The sequence below is a fragment of the Priestia sp. RMT2NF4 genome (assembly GCF_047872835.1).
Taxonomy (GTDB): Bacteria; Bacillota; Bacilli; order Bacillales; family Bacillaceae_H; genus Priestia; species Priestia zanthoxyli.
Window position 1 is genome coordinate 226,285 of record NZ_JBLQZO010000003.1, and the last position, 17,095, is coordinate 243,379.

Here is a 17,095-nt window from a genome sequence, read left to right on the forward strand (position 1 = left end):
AATAAACTTTAATCATAATATACGAATTCTATTGAATGATGTCAAATGATAATTAGAATATTTAGAAAATATAAAAAAGATTAATAATGTAATTTAGCATTAAGACATCTCTTTAATTGTTAAAAATACCATAAAAAATATTAAATGTAAGAAAAATGTAAATTAATTTGTATAATTATGTTAGAATATTAGGTGTTTGAGAGTTTCTTAAAGAGCCAATTTTGCTAGAAGACTTTAAAAAATAGTAAAAGGTGGGTCTTAAGAGCTACTAACGAAACAAAATAAAAGGAGTTTGATTATGAGCACAGAAGTCAATGTATCTTCGGAAGTTCAAGAGAAAGGAAAGCCTTCTATTTTTGGTTTTATTACGAGTCCGGTTGTACAGTTTGAGAAAATGAAAAGCACTCCGGTCATCTGGGGACCTCTTTTACTTGTTATTGTTTTAACACTTGCAACAACGCTTCTAGCTGTTTATACCCCTCAAGCGCAAGAGACATTACAGCAGCAAAAAGAAGCTGGGATTGAAGTGAATCCTATATTCAGTATGATTGGCGGAACGGTTGGAGGAGTGATTGCAATAGTTGCTACACTGGCATTCACGAGTTTAATTTTGTTTTTAATTGCAAAGTTAGGGACTGGAAAAACAACATATCGCCAAATGTTTAGCATGAATTTGTTTGTTACGTTCATCACAGCAATTGGTCAGTTAATTAATACGGGAGTCGCTGCATTAGCGCATACTTCAGCGAATGTGACGTCGTTAAATGGGCTAGTTGGTGCTAAAGGTGCTATTGGAGGCGTATTTACTTCAATCGAAATTTTCTCTATATGGGGACTTATTTTGACAGCAGTCGGGCTGCAAAAAGTAGCGAATTTATCAAAAGCTGCTTCAATTATTACCGTAATTGTTTTATTTATCTTAGGAGCTGCTATTTCAGGAGTTGGAGGAGCTGCTTCAGAAGCGCTTAAAGGAGCAGGGTTGTAAATGAAAAAAGGAATAATTATTACAGCCGTAACAGTTGTTATTGTTGCGGTTATTGGGATTAATGTATATCGTGCACAAAGTGTAGGTGGTAAAGCAGTTGATGTTCAAGTAACAACTGTAAAAGAAAAAAAGTTAAGAAATACAGTGATGGTTCCGGGTACGTTAAAGCTTGCTGATGAGCAATACGTTTACTTTGACGCTGAAAAAGGCGAGGTTGAACGATTTCATGTAACGGAAGGATCGCGCGTACAGCAGGGAACTTCTCTCGTAACGTACGAAAGCGATACGCTTGATTTAGAGCAAGAACAAAACAAGCTAGAAAAAAAATCGAGTCAGCTGCAAATTGATTCAGTAAGCAAACAAATCTCAAATTTAAATAAAAAACAAAAAGAATTAGAAAAAGAAATGAGTAAGCAAGAAGCGAAAGATCAAATTGAAACAGAGCGGACGCAGCTCAACCTCGACTTAGAAACGGCTAAAATTGACTTAGAACGAAACAAACTAGAAGCCAAATCAATTGCTAAAAAAGAGCGTAATTTAGACGTAACGAGTGATATTAGCGGGACTGTGCTAGAAGTAGATAAAGAAGCGGTTAATAACACGAGTGAAGTTCAAAAGCCGCTTATACATATTGGTAATACCGATGAATACTTAGCTACTGGCGTGCTTTCTGAGTACGACGCTTTAAAAATTAAAACCGGTCAAGCTGTTAAAATTACATCAGATGTACTGCCTGATAAAGAATGGTCAGGGAGCGTAAAACAAATTGACTATCTACCTCAGCAGCAGGCATCAGCGGAGGCAGGCAATGATGCAGCGAATCAATATCCAGTTGAAGTAAAAGTAGATGACCAAGATATCACGATGATTAAGCCAGGATTTAAGCTGCTGCTTGAAATTGAAACAAGCAGTAAGAAAGCTTCATCACTCCCAATAAAAGCAGTTGTAAATGAAGACGGAGAAAAATTTGTATACGTCGTGAAAGATAAAAAGGCGGTTCGTAAGGAAGTAAAGGTAGGAGAAACAACCAACAAATTTATTGAAATCAAAAGCGGCGTTTCTTCTAAAGATAAAGTTATTGCCAATCCTTCAAAGGACTTAACTGACGGTGCGGAAGTGACTGTTCAATGATTGAGCTTGTAAATATTCATAAAAGCTATCATCTTGGCAAAGAGGAAGTACCGATTTTAAAAGATATTAATTTGAAGATTTATGACGGTGAGTTTGTTGCGATTATGGGACCTTCAGGCTCCGGAAAATCAACGCTCATGAACATTATCGGATGCTTAGACCGCGCTTCTTCAGGCTCCTATTTATTAAATGAACAAGAAATCTCTACTTACAGCGATGAGCAGCTGGCAAAAGTAAGAAATATTCATATCGGCTTTGTTTTTCAGCAGTTTCAGCTGCTGCCGCGTTTATCAGCTGTCGAAAACGTAGAGCTTCCAATGGTATATGCCGGCGTATCGCGTAAGGAAAGACGAGCCAGAGCAGAAGCTGCGCTTGCAAAAGTAGGGCTGAGTGAGCGAATGAAACACTTGCCGAGCGAGTTATCAGGAGGGCAAAAGCAGCGTGTTGCTATTGCTCGCTCTATTGTTAACAATCCGACGCTTATTTTAGCCGATGAACCCACAGGAGCCTTAGATACAAAAACGAGTGCTGATATTATGGAGCAATTTTCTAAGCTAAATGCAGATGGGACAACAGTTGTAGTTATTACTCATGAACCTGAAGTGGCAGAGTACACATCGCGTACAGTTATCGTTCGTGACGGTAAGGTATTAAGTCATAGTGACAAGGAGAACGATAGCTTATGAGTTTAATAGAAAATATTCGTATGGCTTTTTCCTCGGTTCTTGCTCATAAAATGCGCTCTATTTTGACAATGCTTGGTATTATCATTGGCGTAGGGGCGGTTATTATCGTTGTTGCTATCGGCCAAGGCGGAGAACAGATGATTAAGTCAGAAATAACAGGAGCAAGCAATACAGTTGATGTCTACTACGAGCCTCCTGAAGACGAGATGCAAGCTGATGACCTTTCCATGACGGGGGAGCCGATCTTTACAGAGGATGATATTAAAGCTCTTTCGACTATTCCTGGAGCGAAGAATGTGGTAGCTTCTAGCTCAATGGGAATGGGAATAAGATATAGAGACAAAGAATCCGATACAACTGTTAACGCAATTAATGAAGGGTATATTGAGGTTAATCAGCTTGAAGTTTCAAAAGGAAGAATGTTGGACAGCGCTGATTTTTTGTCAGGTAATCGAGTAGGTGTTATTACGAGCGATATGAAAAAAGAGCTGTTTGATAAAAAAGAAGCTCTTGGACAAGTAGTATGGGTTCAAGGACAGCCTATCAAAATTATTGGTGTGACAAAAAAACCAAAAGGCTTTTTAGCATATGAAATACCGACTATTTACATTCCAGATAATACGTACAAATCAAGCTTCGGTAAGCTCGACTACACAAACCTTAGCGTTCAAGCACAAAGTTCTGATCAATTAAAAAAAGTAGGTAATGACGCAACGGATTTGTTAAATAATTTGCATGATGCTGAAGATGCTTACCAAGTGCAGAACTTAGAAGAAATAGCAGATAGCATTGGAAATGTAACGCGAATTATGACAACGATTATTGGGTCCATTGCAGGCATTTCCCTGCTTGTTGGCGGGATTGGCGTTATGAACATTATGCTGGTTTCTGTAACGGAACGTACAAGAGAAATTGGTATTCGTAAAGCACTGGGAGCATCTAAAAGACAAATTTTAACTCAGTTTTTGATTGAATCCATTACGCTCACGCTTATTGGTGGTTTGCTTGGCATTGGCCTCGGCGCAGGCGGGGCAGCTCTTGTTTCGTTATTTGCCGGCTGGCCGTCATTAATTTCGTGGCAAGTAGTACTTGGAGGAGTGTTGTTTTCCATGACGATTGGCATTGTATTCGGCATGCTTCCTGCAAACAAAGCGGCGAAGCTAGATCCAATCGAAGCATTAAGATATGAATAAAGACATGCGTTCGCATGTCTTTATTTCAATTTAACAAGAACCAAGAAGATTTCTCGTTTTTCTTATTTATTACTTACTAGGGTTGATACGGGCTACGTTAATAATATCATGTATTTTCTCTACCAAATCGAGCATGAGAAATCCGTTTCCTTCAGAGCTTTTTCGATATCCAAGAGGAAGCGTTCTTCTTACAAGTTGAGCATAGATTTCGGCTTCGATTAGAGAGCGGCCAAATTCCTTCTCACATAAGTTAATTAATAAAGCTAAAGCTCCTGCCACGTGAGGAGTTGCCATTGAAGTTCCTGAAAGAGTCGCATATTTACCTTCTAAAAAAGTAGAGATGATGTTAACTCCCGGTGCCACTAAATCCACTTCTTCATTGACGTTGGTAAAAGGAGCCAAGCTTAAGCTGTTGTCCACTGCTCCTACTTGAATGACTTCGTTGTAACTTCCTGGATATGAATATTCAAAAGTTTCTTCGCGATCATCACCTTCATTTCCAGCCGCAACAACGACAGAAACATCTTTATTCACAGCATTTTGAACAGCTTCGTGCAGTTCTGGAACGTCTTGTGGTCCCCCGAGTGACATGGAAATAACTCGTGCTCGCTCATTGTTAGGACCTCGCCATTCGACGGCGTAGTTAATAGCGTCAATAATCCATTCGTAATTTCCCGATCCTTCACCGGTAAGTACTTTTAAGCTTAGGATTTTTGCTTTGGGTGCCACCCCTACTACCCCTTCATTATTGAGCGCAGCAGCAATGGTACCAGACACGTGAGTGCCGTGCCCATTATTATCTTCAAATACAGAAGAATCTCCGTCATAATCCGAAGTGAAGTTTCTTCCTCCGATAATACAATCTTTTAAGTCAGGATGATTTGTGTCAACACCAGTGTCGATAACTGCAATTACAATGCCTTCTCCTTGATTGCTTTGTTCCCAAATAGCAGGTGCTTGAATTAAGCTTACTCCTTTAGGCGTTTCGTTTGTTGAGTCGATAATCGACTCAATTGTATAAGGAATTAATTTGACTTGTAACGGTTGTTGAGTCATAGTCATCCTCCTTAAAATGAATTCCATAAAAAATGGAAGTTACTTAATTATAAATTCCCAACTATTGCTATAAATTAAACGCTTTTAATGCGAATCCTTTCTTTTTGAATAAAAAGACTCACAAAAGATGTGAGAAGAGGAAAAAAGACCCTGAAGACAAGCCCGATAGAGATTTTTAATGTTATCTGTGTATTCACTTTTAATGTTTATCTCACACTATAGAAGAAAGAAACTCCAAGAAAAATCACATAGGACTGGTGACTTTTGATATAATTACGAACGGTATGACATTCTCAAAATACATGATATTTATAAATATATATTAATTTGCAAATTACGAAGGGGCTGAGGATAGTGTCAACTTTAACGTCTCAATCCGTCATTAAATGCGGAAAGTATGAGCTGAATTATGCGGATCGTACGCTTATTATGGGGATTTTAAACGTAAACCCGGATTCATTTTCAGACGGCGGAAAATACTACGATGTAGATAAAGCAGTTGCTCATGCTGAGGAAATGGTAAAGCAAGGAGCAGATATCATTGATATCGGAGGAGAATCAACTCGTCCTGGTTATACAAGAATTAGCGATGAAGAAGAGATTAAACGGATTGTGCCCGTTATTTCTGAAGTGGCTAAGCGCGTAGAGGTGCCGATTTCCGTAGATACATACAAATCGGAAGTGGCCAAACATGCGCTAGAAGCAGGAGCACATATTATTAATGATATATGGGGTGCAAAAGCCGATCCTAAAATGGCTCAAGTTGCAGCTGATTATAATGTGCCCATTATTTTAATGCACAACCGTCATGAGCCCAACTATACAAATCTGATTACCGATATGATAAGTGATTTAAAAGAAAGCATCTCCATTGCAAAAGCTGCCGGAGTTCGCGACGATCAAATTATTTTAGATCCAGGCGTTGGCTTTGGAAAAACGGCTGCCCATAATGTAGAAGCAATTCAGCATTTAGATCAGCTGACGAATATGGGTTATCCGGTGCTGCTTGCTACTTCTCGTAAAGGATTTATTGGACAAATAGTGGATGCTCCTCCTACGGAAAGAATGGAAGGAACCGCAGCTACTGTATATGCTGGGATTGCACAAGGCGTTCAAATAGTTCGTGTTCATGATGTATTAGAAATCAAGCGCTTTGTAAAGATGGCAGATGTACTGGTAGGAAAACATGTCTTTCAGTTTTAATAATCATTAAAGCAGATGCGTAAGCGCTGCTTTTTTATTTTTCCTTGATTTATCCGGATAGAATACATGCCTTTAGATAAATTTAAGTAGCATCAAGGTTTTAAAACTGGAGGGTGAAAATGAAAGCGGTAACGTATCAAGGGCCTAATCAGGTAAAAGTAGCAGAAGTAGAAGATGCGAAATTAGAGAAGAAAGATGACATTGTCATTAAAATAACGTCAACGGCTATTTGCGGTTCTGATCTGCATTTATATCAAGGAAGCATGCTATTGCCTCACGGTTATATTATTGGTCATGAACCAATGGGAATTGTGGAAGAAGTAGGGCCGGATGTTACAAAAGTAAAAAAAGGCGATCGCGTTATTATTCCGTTTAACGTAGCGTGCGGACAGTGTGCCTACTGTAAGGATGATTTAACGAGCCAATGTGACAATTCTAATCCACATTATGATTCTGGGGGCTATTTTGGATATACTGAAAAGTTTGGAAATCATCCAGGAGGTCAAGCTGAATATTTAAAAGTGCCGTTTGGGAATTTCACACCGTTTGTGATTCCAGAATCGTGCGAATTAGAAGATGAATCGCTTCTTTTTTTATCAGATGTGCTTCCAACTGCTTATTGGAGTGTAGAGCATGCGGATGTTAAAAAAGGAGATACCGTTATCGTACTCGGCTGTGGGCCAGTGGGGTTAATGGCTCAAAAGTTTGCTTGGATGAAAGGTGCCAAACGGGTTATCGCAGTAGATCATGTTCCATACCGAATGCAGCATGCAAAGAAAATGAATGCCGTAGAAACCTTTGATTTTACAGAATACCCAGATATGGGAGAGCATTTAAAAGAAATCACAAAAGGCGGAGCTGATGTGGTGATTGACTGTGTAGGTATGGATGGCAAAAAGTCGCCCCTTGAATACATTGAACAAAAATTAAAGCTTCAAGGCGGAACGCTCGGACCTATTCAAATTGCGACAAAAGCCGTTCGTAAATGTGGAACCGTCCAAATCACCGGGGTATACGGAAGCAACTATAACAGTTTTCCGTTAGGAGCATTTTTTGCTCGAAATGTAACTCTCAAAATGGGGCAAGCTCCTGTCATTCCGATTATGCCAAAATTATATGATCAAATTGTAAAAGGAGAATTCGATCCAAAAGAAATTATTACTCATAAAGTCGCTTTAGAAGACGCAGCTAATGCCTACAAAATCTTTAATGATCATCAAGATAACTGCATTAAAGTCATTTTAAAACCTTAAAATGTCATGTCTATTAGATAAAAATTCCTGAGCAGTGAAGCTCGGGAATTTTTTATGTATGTAAAGTGGCGGAGGAAAATAATGAACGATTGGATGGTTGATTTTACATAATTTAGCTTTATGATAGAAAGAGAAGGTATAGCGCTTTCATATTCTGATTAAATTGTGCTGCTTAAAATGAAATCAATAATATCTTAGTATTCAGTCTTATTCAATCACCGAAATATGGAGGAGAGAGTGAATGAAATTAGCATTGCTTCTTGTCATTATTATCGGCGTTGCTGCCCTTGCAGGTACGATCAGTGCTGCAAAGAAAGTAGATGAAGATTACGGGAAATCTAAAAAGAAAAGTATAGTGAATTTATCTATTATTTACGGAGTTGTATTCATAGGATCAATCGTAGGAGTAGCATGGTATATTGCAGTGAGACCATAAATAAAGAGGTTGAGACATAACTAAATGAACCGAATCTAAAGACGAACAAATGAGATACATGAGTTGGACTGCTTATTACACCGCAGTTGATTTCCGGGCAAGGCTTCGCTTTCCGCGGGCGGACGCTGAGCCTCCTCGTCGCTTGCCCTCCAATCAACTACTAGAAAAAACGAAACAGATAAAACGATGTTCACCACAACAAAAAACGAACCATTAATCAAATATGTTGATTAATGGTTCGTTTTGCAATTGAGTTAAAATACTTTTGTCCTAGCCTCTTTATTTTGATTCCAAGGTTAATTCTCCGCTTGAAACAGCTATATCGATAGGGTATTTTCCATTTCCGTATTTTCCTTTTAATACATTCTCTGTTATCGTTGCATTGTTTAACTTAAAATTGTTGTTAATGTCACCGCTGCTTACTTTTCCATTCATTTTAAAACCAGCGCTTTTCGGAAGAACCAGCACGGCATCTCCGGATCCTACATCTACAGACACGGCCTCTTCTAGCTTTTTAAAATCCATATAGAGATCACCAGATCCAATGCGCGCCTGAAGTTTTCCTTGATAGTTTGTTCCTTTAATTTCCCCAGAGCCGACAGCAAATTTAGCCGTTTGGGTCTCGACATTACTCAGCTGTAAATCTCCAGAATTAACATCCGTACGAAGAGAGGTGCTCATCAAGTTTGAAATGCTTGCATTTCCAGAACCTACTTTAATCGAAACATCTTTCAGCTGAAGCGCTTGTTCAGGATGTGTAGCAATTTGAAGGTCCCCCGAACCTACGTTAAGCGCAAGGTTATGGTGATAATCTTTAGGAATGTAGATTGTTACTTTTGTGTTTGAAAAAATAGAAAGCCATTGAAAGGGACTTTTTTGATACGCGACAACTAGGGTGTCTCCATTTTGCTTTACATCTACTTTTCCTTTACCTTCTACTTTTGTTTTAATATCTTGACGATCTTGCGGAACGACCGTTGTACTAATGCTTGGAGAGTCGATTTGAATACGCTGAATATCACTTGATAATGCCGCTTCAGACTTGGACGTCTTGAATGAACTTAACGACCAGGAGGAAGGCGCAAACGCAGTAGAAAAGAGGACTGCCGTACCACCTATCACTAAAATAAAAGCCAATATTTTTTTCACGTTATAACCCGCTTTCTACCTATAATTAAATTTGTTTTCTTCTACCATAAAGTGTAAAATGAAAACCGGTTAATTTCAACGAACAGCAGGATTATTTTTTTCTACGTCTCAAGTCGTAAAAATGAAATGTTTTTTGTGAGGAGTTAAATGAAAAGCGAAGTAGAGATTTAAACATACTCATCAAAGAATTAATTTCTTTATTTCAAAAACAGGAAAATAATTGAGTTAAAAGGATGATTAAATTCACTTTTTTTGTGTGATTTTCCGATGAGTAGTTCAAAAGAAGTAATAAATAAATAGAATTTTCATACCAATTTTATTATTCCGAAAAACTTTTAAAGTGTTGATTATTGAAAAAATAAAGGGTAGAATTTGTTCATATCAATTGAATACAGCTAAGATTACGATCTTGTATATTATCAGTAATATGGTCTGATAGTCTCTACCTAGTAACCGTAAAAAACTAGACTACAAGAAAGTTTGGATATAAGCAGCAAAAAGAAGGGCGTATTATCATAGATACAGCCTTCTTTCAAAGCTCTTACTTTTCATACTTTCTGTTATTGTCAGAATTTATGAAAAGTAAGAGCTTTTTTTGTTTTTCAAATACACACCTGGGAGTGGCTTGCATGTACTTTTTATTAAATTTATTAGGCGTTTTTGTAGTAATGGGCGTCGTCTTCTTATGTTCTCCTAAAAAGAAAGAAATAAAGTGGCGTCCGATTGCTTCACTATTAGTCGTTGAAGTCCTCATTACTTGGTTTATGTTAGGAACTTCAATCGGAACATGGATCATTAATAAGATTGCTTCGTTCTTTACTTGGCTGATTTCCTGTGCCAACGATGGAATTGCCTTTGCGTTTCCATCCGTAATGGGAAATCAAACGGTTGACTTTTTCTTCAGTGCATTACTGCCTATCATCTTTGTCGTGACGTTCTTTGATATTTTATCTTACTTTGGTATTTTAACGTGGATTATTGATAAAGTAGGCTGGGTCATTTCGAAAGTTTCTCGCTTGCCTAAATTAGAAAGCTTTTTCGCTATCCAAATGATGTTCTTAGGAAATACGGAAGCATTAGCAGTTATTCGTAATCAGCTTTCTGTGTTAAAGGACAACCGTTTGCTTACGTTTGGAATTATGAGTATGAGCAGTATTAGCGGATCTATTATCGGTGCTTATTTAACGATGGTTCCCGCTACGTACGTGTTTACGGCAATTCCACTGAACTGTTTAAACGCGCTTATTTTAGTGAGCTTATTGAATCCAGTTCATGTTACAAAAGAAGAAGATATGATTTACGTACCGCCAAAGTCAGAGAAAAAAGACTTTTTCTCTACCATTTCAAACAGTATGTTAGTCGGAATGAACATGGTAATTGTTATTTTAGCGATGGTTATTGGATATGTAGCTCTTACATCTGCGCTTAACGGTATTTTAGGCGTTATTGTAGACGGCTTGACTGTACAAAAGATTTTCTCTTACATCTTTAGTCCATTTGCATTCTTACTAGGGCTAACGGGACATGATGCCATGTACGTAGCTCAGCTGATGGGTATCAAGCTAGCAACAAATGAATTCGTGGCGATGATGGATTTGAAGAAAAATCTAGATACACTTCCACCGCATACGATTGCAGTTGCTACAACATTCTTAACATCTTTTGCTAACTTCAGTACGGTGGGTATGATTTATGGTACGTATAATTCTACGTTATCAGAAGGTAAATCAACGATTATTGGAAAAAACGTATGGAAACTGCTTGTGAGCGGTATCGCTGTTTCTTTATTAAGTGCTATGATTGTTGGATTGTTTGTTTGGTAAAAAGTGAAAAAGCTGTGCTTTCGTCTTCGAAAGCACAGCTTTTTTCTTGTTGTATCATCTATTCATTTGAAGAAAAACGCTTATGAATATCAACAGTAAAAGGAAATCACACTATTCAAGAAAAATTCATTTTACTTTTGCAGAAAAACATTTTAAATCTAGTGAGCATTATGTTAAGATTACAAAAGGCTGTTTCATTTAAATTGAGAACACCGCATAAATATGTAAGTAAATATGCATAGAAAACAAAGGTTTATTAATTTTTTTCTAGGTAATATCTCGTAATAAATAGGTTGAAAGGAAATGTCGTTAATATGATAGAAGGACAACAGCAAACAAATGAATTAAAAAAGACGATGAAAAGCAGACATTTGTTTATGATTTCGCTCGGCGGGGTTATCGGTACAGGTTTCTTTTTAGGAACAGGATACACGATTAGCCAAGCAGGGGCGATTGGAGCTATCCTTTCGTTTATCGTAGGTGGCTTCATTATGTACTTAACAATGCTTTGCTTAGGGGAACTTGCAGTAGCAATGCCAGTTTCTGGTTCGTTTCAGACATATACAACAAAATTTATTGGCCCTGGCGTTGGTTTTGCTTTTGGATGGTTATATTGGTTGGGCTGGGCTGTAACGGTTGCATTAGAATTTTTGTCAGCAGGTCAGCTTATGCAAAGATGGTTTCCTGATTCTCCTGTATGGATCTGGTGTGCTATATTTGCGCTTTTATTATTTTCATTAAATGCACTGTCAGCTAAAGCGTTTGGTGAAGCGGAGTTTTGGTTCGCCAGCATTAAAGTGTTAGCTATTATTTTATTTATCGTACTTGGTGGAGCTGCTATGTTTGGTTTTCTTCCATTAAGCAATGGAGACAGCGCGCCGCTTTTCTCTAACTATACGGCTCACGGCGTGTTCCCTCACGGAATTAGTGCCGTGCTGATTACGATGATTACAGTTAACTTCTCATTTCAAGGTACGGAGCTTATCGGTGTAGCTGCTGGGGAAAGTGAAAACCCAGACAAGACTGTACCAAGAGCCATTAAACAAACGGTATGGAGAACGCTTGTATTTTTTGTACTAGCTGTAGCTGTCTTAGCGGGGATGATTCCGCTTGAAAAAGCAGGCGTAGTTGAAAGTCCATTTGTTGTTGTATTTGACCAAATTGGTATCCCATACGCAGCGGACATTATGAACTTTGTTATCCTAACGGCACTGTTATCTGTAGCTAACTCAGGTCTTTATGCAGCAACGCGTATGCTGTATTCATTGTCAAAAGATAACATGGCAAGTTCAGCTTTCATGAAAGTAAATAAACGCGGTGTGCCGATGAACGCCTTGCTTTTAACATTAGGCATTGCACTTTTATCTTTGCTTTCAGGATTCTTTGCTCAAGAAACAGTATTTGTATGGCTTATTTCTGCAGCGGGTTTAGGTGCACAAATTGGCTGGATTACAATCGCTGCATCACTGCTTGCATTTAGAAAAAGATATATAAATCAAGGAGGGCAAATCGAGGATTTAAAATTCAAAGTCCCTCTTTACCCGGTATTACCTTTAATCGCATTAGTATTAAATACGATTGTACTTGGAAGCATGGCATTTGATGCAGAGCAGCGAATGGCACTGTATGTCGGTATTCCACTAGCGCTGCTGTTTTATGCTTATTATCATGCACGTGTAAAAAAGAAAGTTGATTTATCTATCAGCCGTCAAGAAGTGCAGCTTAAAGACGACAAAAAGGTAATTTTATAAAAATCAAAAAGACGCAAAAGCCCAGGTTTTTGCGTCTTTTTTTATATTTTATTTGTAAACTTAAATTAAAATTAAGTTGACAAATAAAAAGAGATTATTGCAAACTTAAAGCAGCGAACAGAGAAAGGAGGGTGAACATGAAAACGAGAACAATGGCGTATGTTTCTTTATTTGCTGCTTTAACGGCGATTGGTGCATTTATAAAAATTCCTATTCCCTACATACCGTTTACTCTTCAAATTGTTCCTGTCTATTTAGCCGGGGCGCTGTTAGGACCGCGTTTAGGTTTGTATAGTCAGCTATGCTACATAGGTATTGGGTTAATCGGTGTTCCGGTTTTTGCAGAAGGAGGAGGTTTAGGGTATATCTTCAAACCAACGTTTGGCTATTTAATTGGCTATGCTGCAGGGTCATTTATGAACGGCTACCTTATTCAAAAATATGACTTAAAGAAACCTTTTTCTATCTTTTTAGCCAACTTATCTACATTGGTTATTGTGTACGTATTCGGGTGCGTTTGGCTTTACGGAGCAATGAAATGGATAATTGAAAAGCCACTTTCACTGAGTGATACACTTCTTTTTGGAGCTGTTTTGCCAATGCCTGGAGATCTTTTATTGTGCATTTTATGTTCAGTGCTGATTCACCGAATGAAGCCTCAATTTAGCCGTTTATCATCAAAGCGGGCTAAAGCGGGGTAATGAAGACATAGAAAAAAGAGGAGGAAAGAAAGTGGGCAAAGCGTATTTTATTACGGGAACTGGAACAGATATTGGTAAAACGCTGGTGACAAGCATTTTGTATAAAGTACTTAGCCGTCTAGGAATAAAAACGACAATTTGTAAACCGTTTCAAACCGGCTACCAAGATGAAATCGGAGGTTATCCAGATATTCACTTGTTTGAAACAAGGCTCGGAGTAGCAAATACAGGTATTTATCAGTTAAAGCCAGAGACGTCTCCTCACTTGGCTATTAAACTGAGCAATAGGCAAGTAGAGCCTTCAATCGTCTTAAAGCGCATTAATGAATTAAAAAAGGCATTTGACGTAGTACTCGTGGAAGGAGCGGGAGGACTTGCCGTACCTTTAATTGAAGAGGAAACAACGTTTTATATGACAAAAGATTTGATCCTAGATGCACAAATGCCGGTTATTGCTGTTGGAACAACGGAATTAGGAGCTATTCACGATGCGCTTTCTACCTTTTCATATGCAAGTGAGCATCATCTTAAAATCAACGGACTCATTTTTAATCGTTTTAATCACAGCAGTATCATTCATAAAGACAATGTTCGAACGATTGAAAAGCTGCTTCAAGTCTCTTCTTTAATGACTGTACCTGTATTTACTCATATCGATGAAGAGTTAGAAGCATATATTGAGAAATTGGTGAGGCAAAAAAGTGTGATTCAACATATTGAGGAGGTGTTTGACTGTGTCGTATCAAAAAGCTGAGCTGGAAAAATGGGATAAAGAATATGTATGGCATCCCTTTACACAAATGAAAGCTTACCGTGAATCGAATCCCCTTATCATTGAAAGAGGAGAGGGAAGCTATTTGTATGACGTAGCGGGAAACAAATATTTAGATGGATACGCTTCTCTATGGGTGAACGTGCATGGACATAATGATCCGGAATTAAATACAGCTTTACATATACAAGTGGAGAAATTAGCGCATTCTACACTGCTTGGATCGGCAAACGTTCCATCCATTTTGTTAGCTAAAAAGCTAGCGGAAATTACTCCTGGCAGCTTATCGAAAGTATTCTATTCTGATACAGGCTCTGCCGCTGTTGAAATTGCGTTGAAAATTGCCTATCAATATTGGCAAAATCTCGACTCTGCAAAGTACAAAAACAAAAGTAAATTTATCTCATTGAATGAGGCATATCACGGAGATACAATCGGGGCAGTCAGTGTAGGAGGCATGGATTTATTTCATCGCATCTTTAAGCCTTTACTGTTTGAACGCATTCCCACACCTTCTCCTTACATCTACCGTATGGACGGGTTCGAAACCGAAGAGCAAGCTTCAGCTTACTGTATTCACCAGCTGGAGAAGCTCTTGCAGAACAACGGAGAAGAAGTAGCCGGCTTGATTATTGAACCGCTTGTGCAAGGAGCAGCGGGTATTATTACTCATCCTCCCGGTTTTTTAAAACAAGTAGAGCGTCTGTGCAAAGCGTACGGGGTATTGCTCATTTGTGATGAAGTAGCTGTCGGATTCGGGCGAACAGGAACGATGTTTGCATGTGAACAAGAAGACGTAGTACCAGACATTATGTGTGTAGGAAAAGGGATCACAGGAGGATATATGCCGCTTGCTGCTACGTTAACAAGCGAACAGATATTTAATGCTTTTTTAGCTCATCCAGATGAAAATAAAACGTTCTTTCATGGACATACGTATACGGGAAATCAATTGGCCTGTACAGTAGCGCTTAGAAATATTGAACTGATAGAAGAAAGAGAGTTAATCCGTAGTGTAAAAGAAAGGTCGAAAGTTTTTAAACGTTATCTATTAAAGCTTTATGAACTGCCTAACGTGGGAGACATTAGACAAAGAGGATTAATGGCAGGAATCGAGGTTGTCAAAGACCGCCAAACAAAGTCTATTTTTGAAGATAAAAAAGTGATGGGAGATATTATTTTAGCGGCTCGCCAAAAAGGTTTAATTATCAGAGAGCTAGGTCCTGTAATTACGATGATGCCTATTCTTTCAATGACGGACGAAGAATTAAAAACAATGGTTGAAATTGTATATGAATCAATTAAAGAAGTAATCGCACGCTATACAGTGAGTTAAATAAAAAGAGACTAAGACAAAAATATTTTATTTAATTGAAAAAAGATCCGAACGATTTATCGTTCGGATCTTTTTTCAATCAATAAATGTTTTTAATACTTGATAGTCGCAGTGATCGCACATGCTGATTTTCATCTTTTAATAGAAGAGTTTGTTCGAGCAAGTTTAAGTTTTGAATATAACCTTTGACCGTTTGAACAAAACCGTTGTTTTGATAGTTAATAGTTAGTAATTTATTCGTTTTTAATGCTTTTAAAATCATACCTGTTTTCTCCCTTCTTATATCGCAGTTGACGAAAAACTACAAAATAATGAAGAAGCATAGGAGGCTTGTATTATTTATAAAAATTACTCTATTTTTTATAAATGCTCTCCTGCTACTAATAGTAGAGAATGATGGTGAAAAACAGATGAAAGATAAAGAATAAGGTTTGATTTATTGTAATGAACTGACTTTTCCTTTACAAATACCTATTTCAAATTTCTTTTTAGTGATAAAATACTGTTAGTGAAATAACTACTTCTTTTCATTAAAGGGTAAGAACGGGTTATATTGATAGAGTTTTAGTTCTCTATTTCTAGTAATGAAATAAGAGATAGAGAAATAGACTAATAAAAATCAATCAAGGAGTTTTTGTATGGATCAGAGTTTTATTTTAAATCTTTTAGAAATTTTACTCATTAACATTGTACTGAGTGGCGATAACGCAGTCGTGATTGCTTTAGCTTGTCGGAATCTTCCGGACGAGCATCGAAACAAAGCGGTTGTTTTCGGTACATTAGGAGCGGTTGTATTACGTGTAGGGCTAACGTTTGTCGCTGTATATTTATTAACAATCCCATTTTTAAATTTCATCGGAGGCCTGCTGCTTCTATGGATTGCGATTAGTCTTTTAAAAGGGGAAGATGACGGAGATATTAAAGCGAATTCAACTCTAGCAGGTGCTATTAAAACAATTATTATAGCGGATCTTGTTATGAGTTTAGATAACGTAGTAGCGGTTGCGGGTGCGGCCAACGGCAGTATTCTACTCATTATCCTTGGTCTTGTTATCAGCATTCCGTTAATCATTTGGGGAAGTCAGCTTTTAATGAAAATCATGGAAAAATTCCCGATTATCATCATTGCCGGAGCAGCGCTTCTTGGCTATACTGCTGGTGAAATGATCTTTAAAGACAAAGCGGTAGGACATGTATTAGAAGGGTTAAATCCGCATTTGCATACAATTGTTCCTATTTTGTTAGCTATTTTAGTTGTTGTTGTTGGGAAACTTAGCGGACGTTCTAAAAAAGAAACGCATTAATCCTAAAAAAGAGGCTGGGACAAAAGTATTTAAGATGAAATGAAAAAAGAACCACTAATCAATTTTGATTGGTGGTTCTTTTTTTTGTTGTGGTGAACGTAGGCTTCATTTGTTTAGATCCTTCTAGAAGTTGATTGGAGGAAAAGGCGAAGACTCCTGCGGGAAAAGCGGAACAGATGAGACCCCGCAGGAGCGTACGCGACGAGGAAGCTCATCGGCCGCCCGCGGAAAGCGAAGTCTTGTACGGAAATCAACTGCGGTGTCATAAGCGGTTCAGCTCATGTATCCCATTTATTCGTCTTTAGATTGGATTCAT

Annotated in this window: 17 protein-coding genes and 1 riboswitch; of the genes, 14 read left to right on the top strand and 3 right to left on the bottom strand. The window is 37.9% G+C overall.

The features are described from left to right. Positions 1 to 298 precede the first annotated feature (298 nt). From ACMX9J_RS14665 to ACMX9J_RS14680, 4 genes are read left to right on the top strand one after another with little or no spacing between them, the layout of a single operon-like run. Entirely contained in the window at positions 299 to 985 is a 687-nt protein-coding gene (locus tag ACMX9J_RS14665) for a Yip1 family protein (RefSeq protein ID WP_028412096.1), read from the top strand. After that, positions 986 to 2,116: an efflux RND transporter periplasmic adaptor subunit gene (locus ACMX9J_RS14670; RefSeq protein ID WP_154991707.1), complete on the top strand. Its 1,131-nt coding sequence runs from the start codon at positions 986 to 988 to the stop codon at positions 2,114 to 2,116. Then, positions 2,113 to 2,802: an ABC transporter ATP-binding protein gene (locus ACMX9J_RS14675; RefSeq protein WP_028412098.1), complete on the top strand. Its 690-nt coding sequence runs from the start codon at positions 2,113 to 2,115 to the stop codon at positions 2,800 to 2,802. Before ACMX9J_RS14670 ends, ACMX9J_RS14675 begins: the two co-directional genes overlap by 4 nt. Further along, complete coding sequence (locus ACMX9J_RS14680; protein WP_311265054.1) at positions 2,799 to 3,995, top strand: ABC transporter permease; 1,197 nt, start codon at positions 2,799 to 2,801, stop codon at positions 3,993 to 3,995. Before ACMX9J_RS14675 ends, ACMX9J_RS14680 begins: the two co-directional genes overlap by 4 nt. 69 nt (positions 3,996 to 4,064) lie before the next feature. On the opposite strand, the gene ACMX9J_RS14685 is transcribed toward ACMX9J_RS14680, so the two are convergent. Further along, on the bottom strand, positions 4,065 to 5,051 hold the full coding sequence (locus ACMX9J_RS14685; RefSeq protein ID WP_080754379.1) for a S8 family peptidase: 987 nt from the start codon (positions 5,049 to 5,051) through the stop codon (positions 4,065 to 4,067). 354 nt (positions 5,052 to 5,405) lie between these two features. Here ACMX9J_RS14685 and folP point away from each other — a divergent pair, with 354 nt between their 5' ends. From folP to ACMX9J_RS14700, 3 genes are all read left to right on the top strand, one after another. Continuing rightward, positions 5,406 to 6,254, top strand: a complete 849-nt coding sequence (folP, locus tag ACMX9J_RS14690; RefSeq protein WP_080754380.1) for a dihydropteroate synthase — start codon at positions 5,406 to 5,408, stop codon at positions 6,252 to 6,254. 119 nt (positions 6,255 to 6,373) lie between these two features. Next, complete coding sequence (locus ACMX9J_RS14695; RefSeq protein WP_098625979.1) at positions 6,374 to 7,507, top strand: zinc-dependent alcohol dehydrogenase; 1,134 nt, start codon at positions 6,374 to 6,376, stop codon at positions 7,505 to 7,507. Between the two features lie 241 nt (positions 7,508 to 7,748). Then, positions 7,749 to 7,943 carry a hypothetical protein gene (locus ACMX9J_RS14700; RefSeq protein WP_013055532.1) on the top strand — a complete coding sequence of 65 codons (195 nt, stop codon included), beginning with the start codon at positions 7,749 to 7,751 and terminating at the stop codon, positions 7,941 to 7,943. Between the two features lie 279 nt (positions 7,944 to 8,222). On the opposite strand, the gene ACMX9J_RS14705 is transcribed toward ACMX9J_RS14700, so the two are convergent. Beyond that, the gene (locus tag ACMX9J_RS14705; protein WP_033578114.1) at positions 8,223 to 9,092 is read right to left on the bottom strand and encodes a DUF4097 domain-containing protein; all 870 of its coding nucleotides are present in this window, start codon (positions 9,090 to 9,092) and stop codon (positions 8,223 to 8,225) included. Positions 9,093 to 9,481: 389 nt separating this feature from the next. Further along, positions 9,482 to 9,583: riboswitch (purine riboswitch) on the top strand. 138 nt (positions 9,584 to 9,721) lie between these two features. Between ACMX9J_RS14705 and ACMX9J_RS14710 the strand changes: the two genes are divergently transcribed. From ACMX9J_RS14710 to bioA, 5 genes are all read left to right on the top strand, one after another. After that, entirely contained in the window at positions 9,722 to 10,915 is a 1,194-nt protein-coding gene (locus ACMX9J_RS14710; RefSeq protein ID WP_028412102.1) for a NupC/NupG family nucleoside CNT transporter, read from the top strand. A gap of 314 nt (positions 10,916 to 11,229) precedes the next feature. Then, on the top strand, positions 11,230 to 12,666 hold the full coding sequence (locus ACMX9J_RS14715) for an amino acid permease (protein WP_013055535.1): 1,437 nt from the start codon (positions 11,230 to 11,232) through the stop codon (positions 12,664 to 12,666). Positions 12,667 to 12,803: 137 nt separating this feature from the next. Further along, positions 12,804 to 13,367: a biotin transporter BioY gene (locus ACMX9J_RS14720; protein WP_033578115.1), complete on the top strand. Its 564-nt coding sequence runs from the start codon at positions 12,804 to 12,806 to the stop codon at positions 13,365 to 13,367. 31 nt (positions 13,368 to 13,398) lie between these two features. Beyond that, complete coding sequence (gene bioD / locus ACMX9J_RS14725) at positions 13,399 to 14,121, top strand: dethiobiotin synthase (RefSeq protein ID WP_416225903.1); 723 nt, start codon at positions 13,399 to 13,401, stop codon at positions 14,119 to 14,121. After that, entirely contained in the window at positions 14,102 to 15,475 is a 1,374-nt protein-coding gene (gene bioA / locus ACMX9J_RS14730; RefSeq protein ID WP_028412105.1) for an adenosylmethionine--8-amino-7-oxononanoate transaminase, read from the top strand. Before bioD ends, bioA begins: the two co-directional genes overlap by 20 nt. 79 nt (positions 15,476 to 15,554) lie before the next feature. Here bioA and ACMX9J_RS14735 read toward each other — a convergent pair whose 3' ends face one another. Continuing rightward, the gene (locus ACMX9J_RS14735) at positions 15,555 to 15,737 is read right to left on the bottom strand and encodes a YolD-like family protein (protein WP_013081858.1); all 183 of its coding nucleotides are present in this window, start codon (positions 15,735 to 15,737) and stop codon (positions 15,555 to 15,557) included. A 376-nt stretch (positions 15,738 to 16,113) separates the two neighbouring features. Between ACMX9J_RS14735 and ACMX9J_RS14740 the strand changes: the two genes are divergently transcribed. Both ACMX9J_RS14740 and ACMX9J_RS14745 read left to right on the top strand, forming a co-directional pair. Next, positions 16,114 to 16,779 carry a TerC family protein gene (locus tag ACMX9J_RS14740; RefSeq protein ID WP_028412106.1) on the top strand — a complete coding sequence of 222 codons (666 nt, stop codon included), beginning with the start codon at positions 16,114 to 16,116 and terminating at the stop codon, positions 16,777 to 16,779. 130 nt (positions 16,780 to 16,909) lie between these two features. Continuing rightward, on the top strand, positions 16,910 to 17,047 hold the full coding sequence (locus tag ACMX9J_RS14745) for a hypothetical protein (RefSeq protein WP_165635495.1): 138 nt from the start codon (positions 16,910 to 16,912) through the stop codon (positions 17,045 to 17,047). Positions 17,048 to 17,095: the final 48 nt, after the last annotated feature.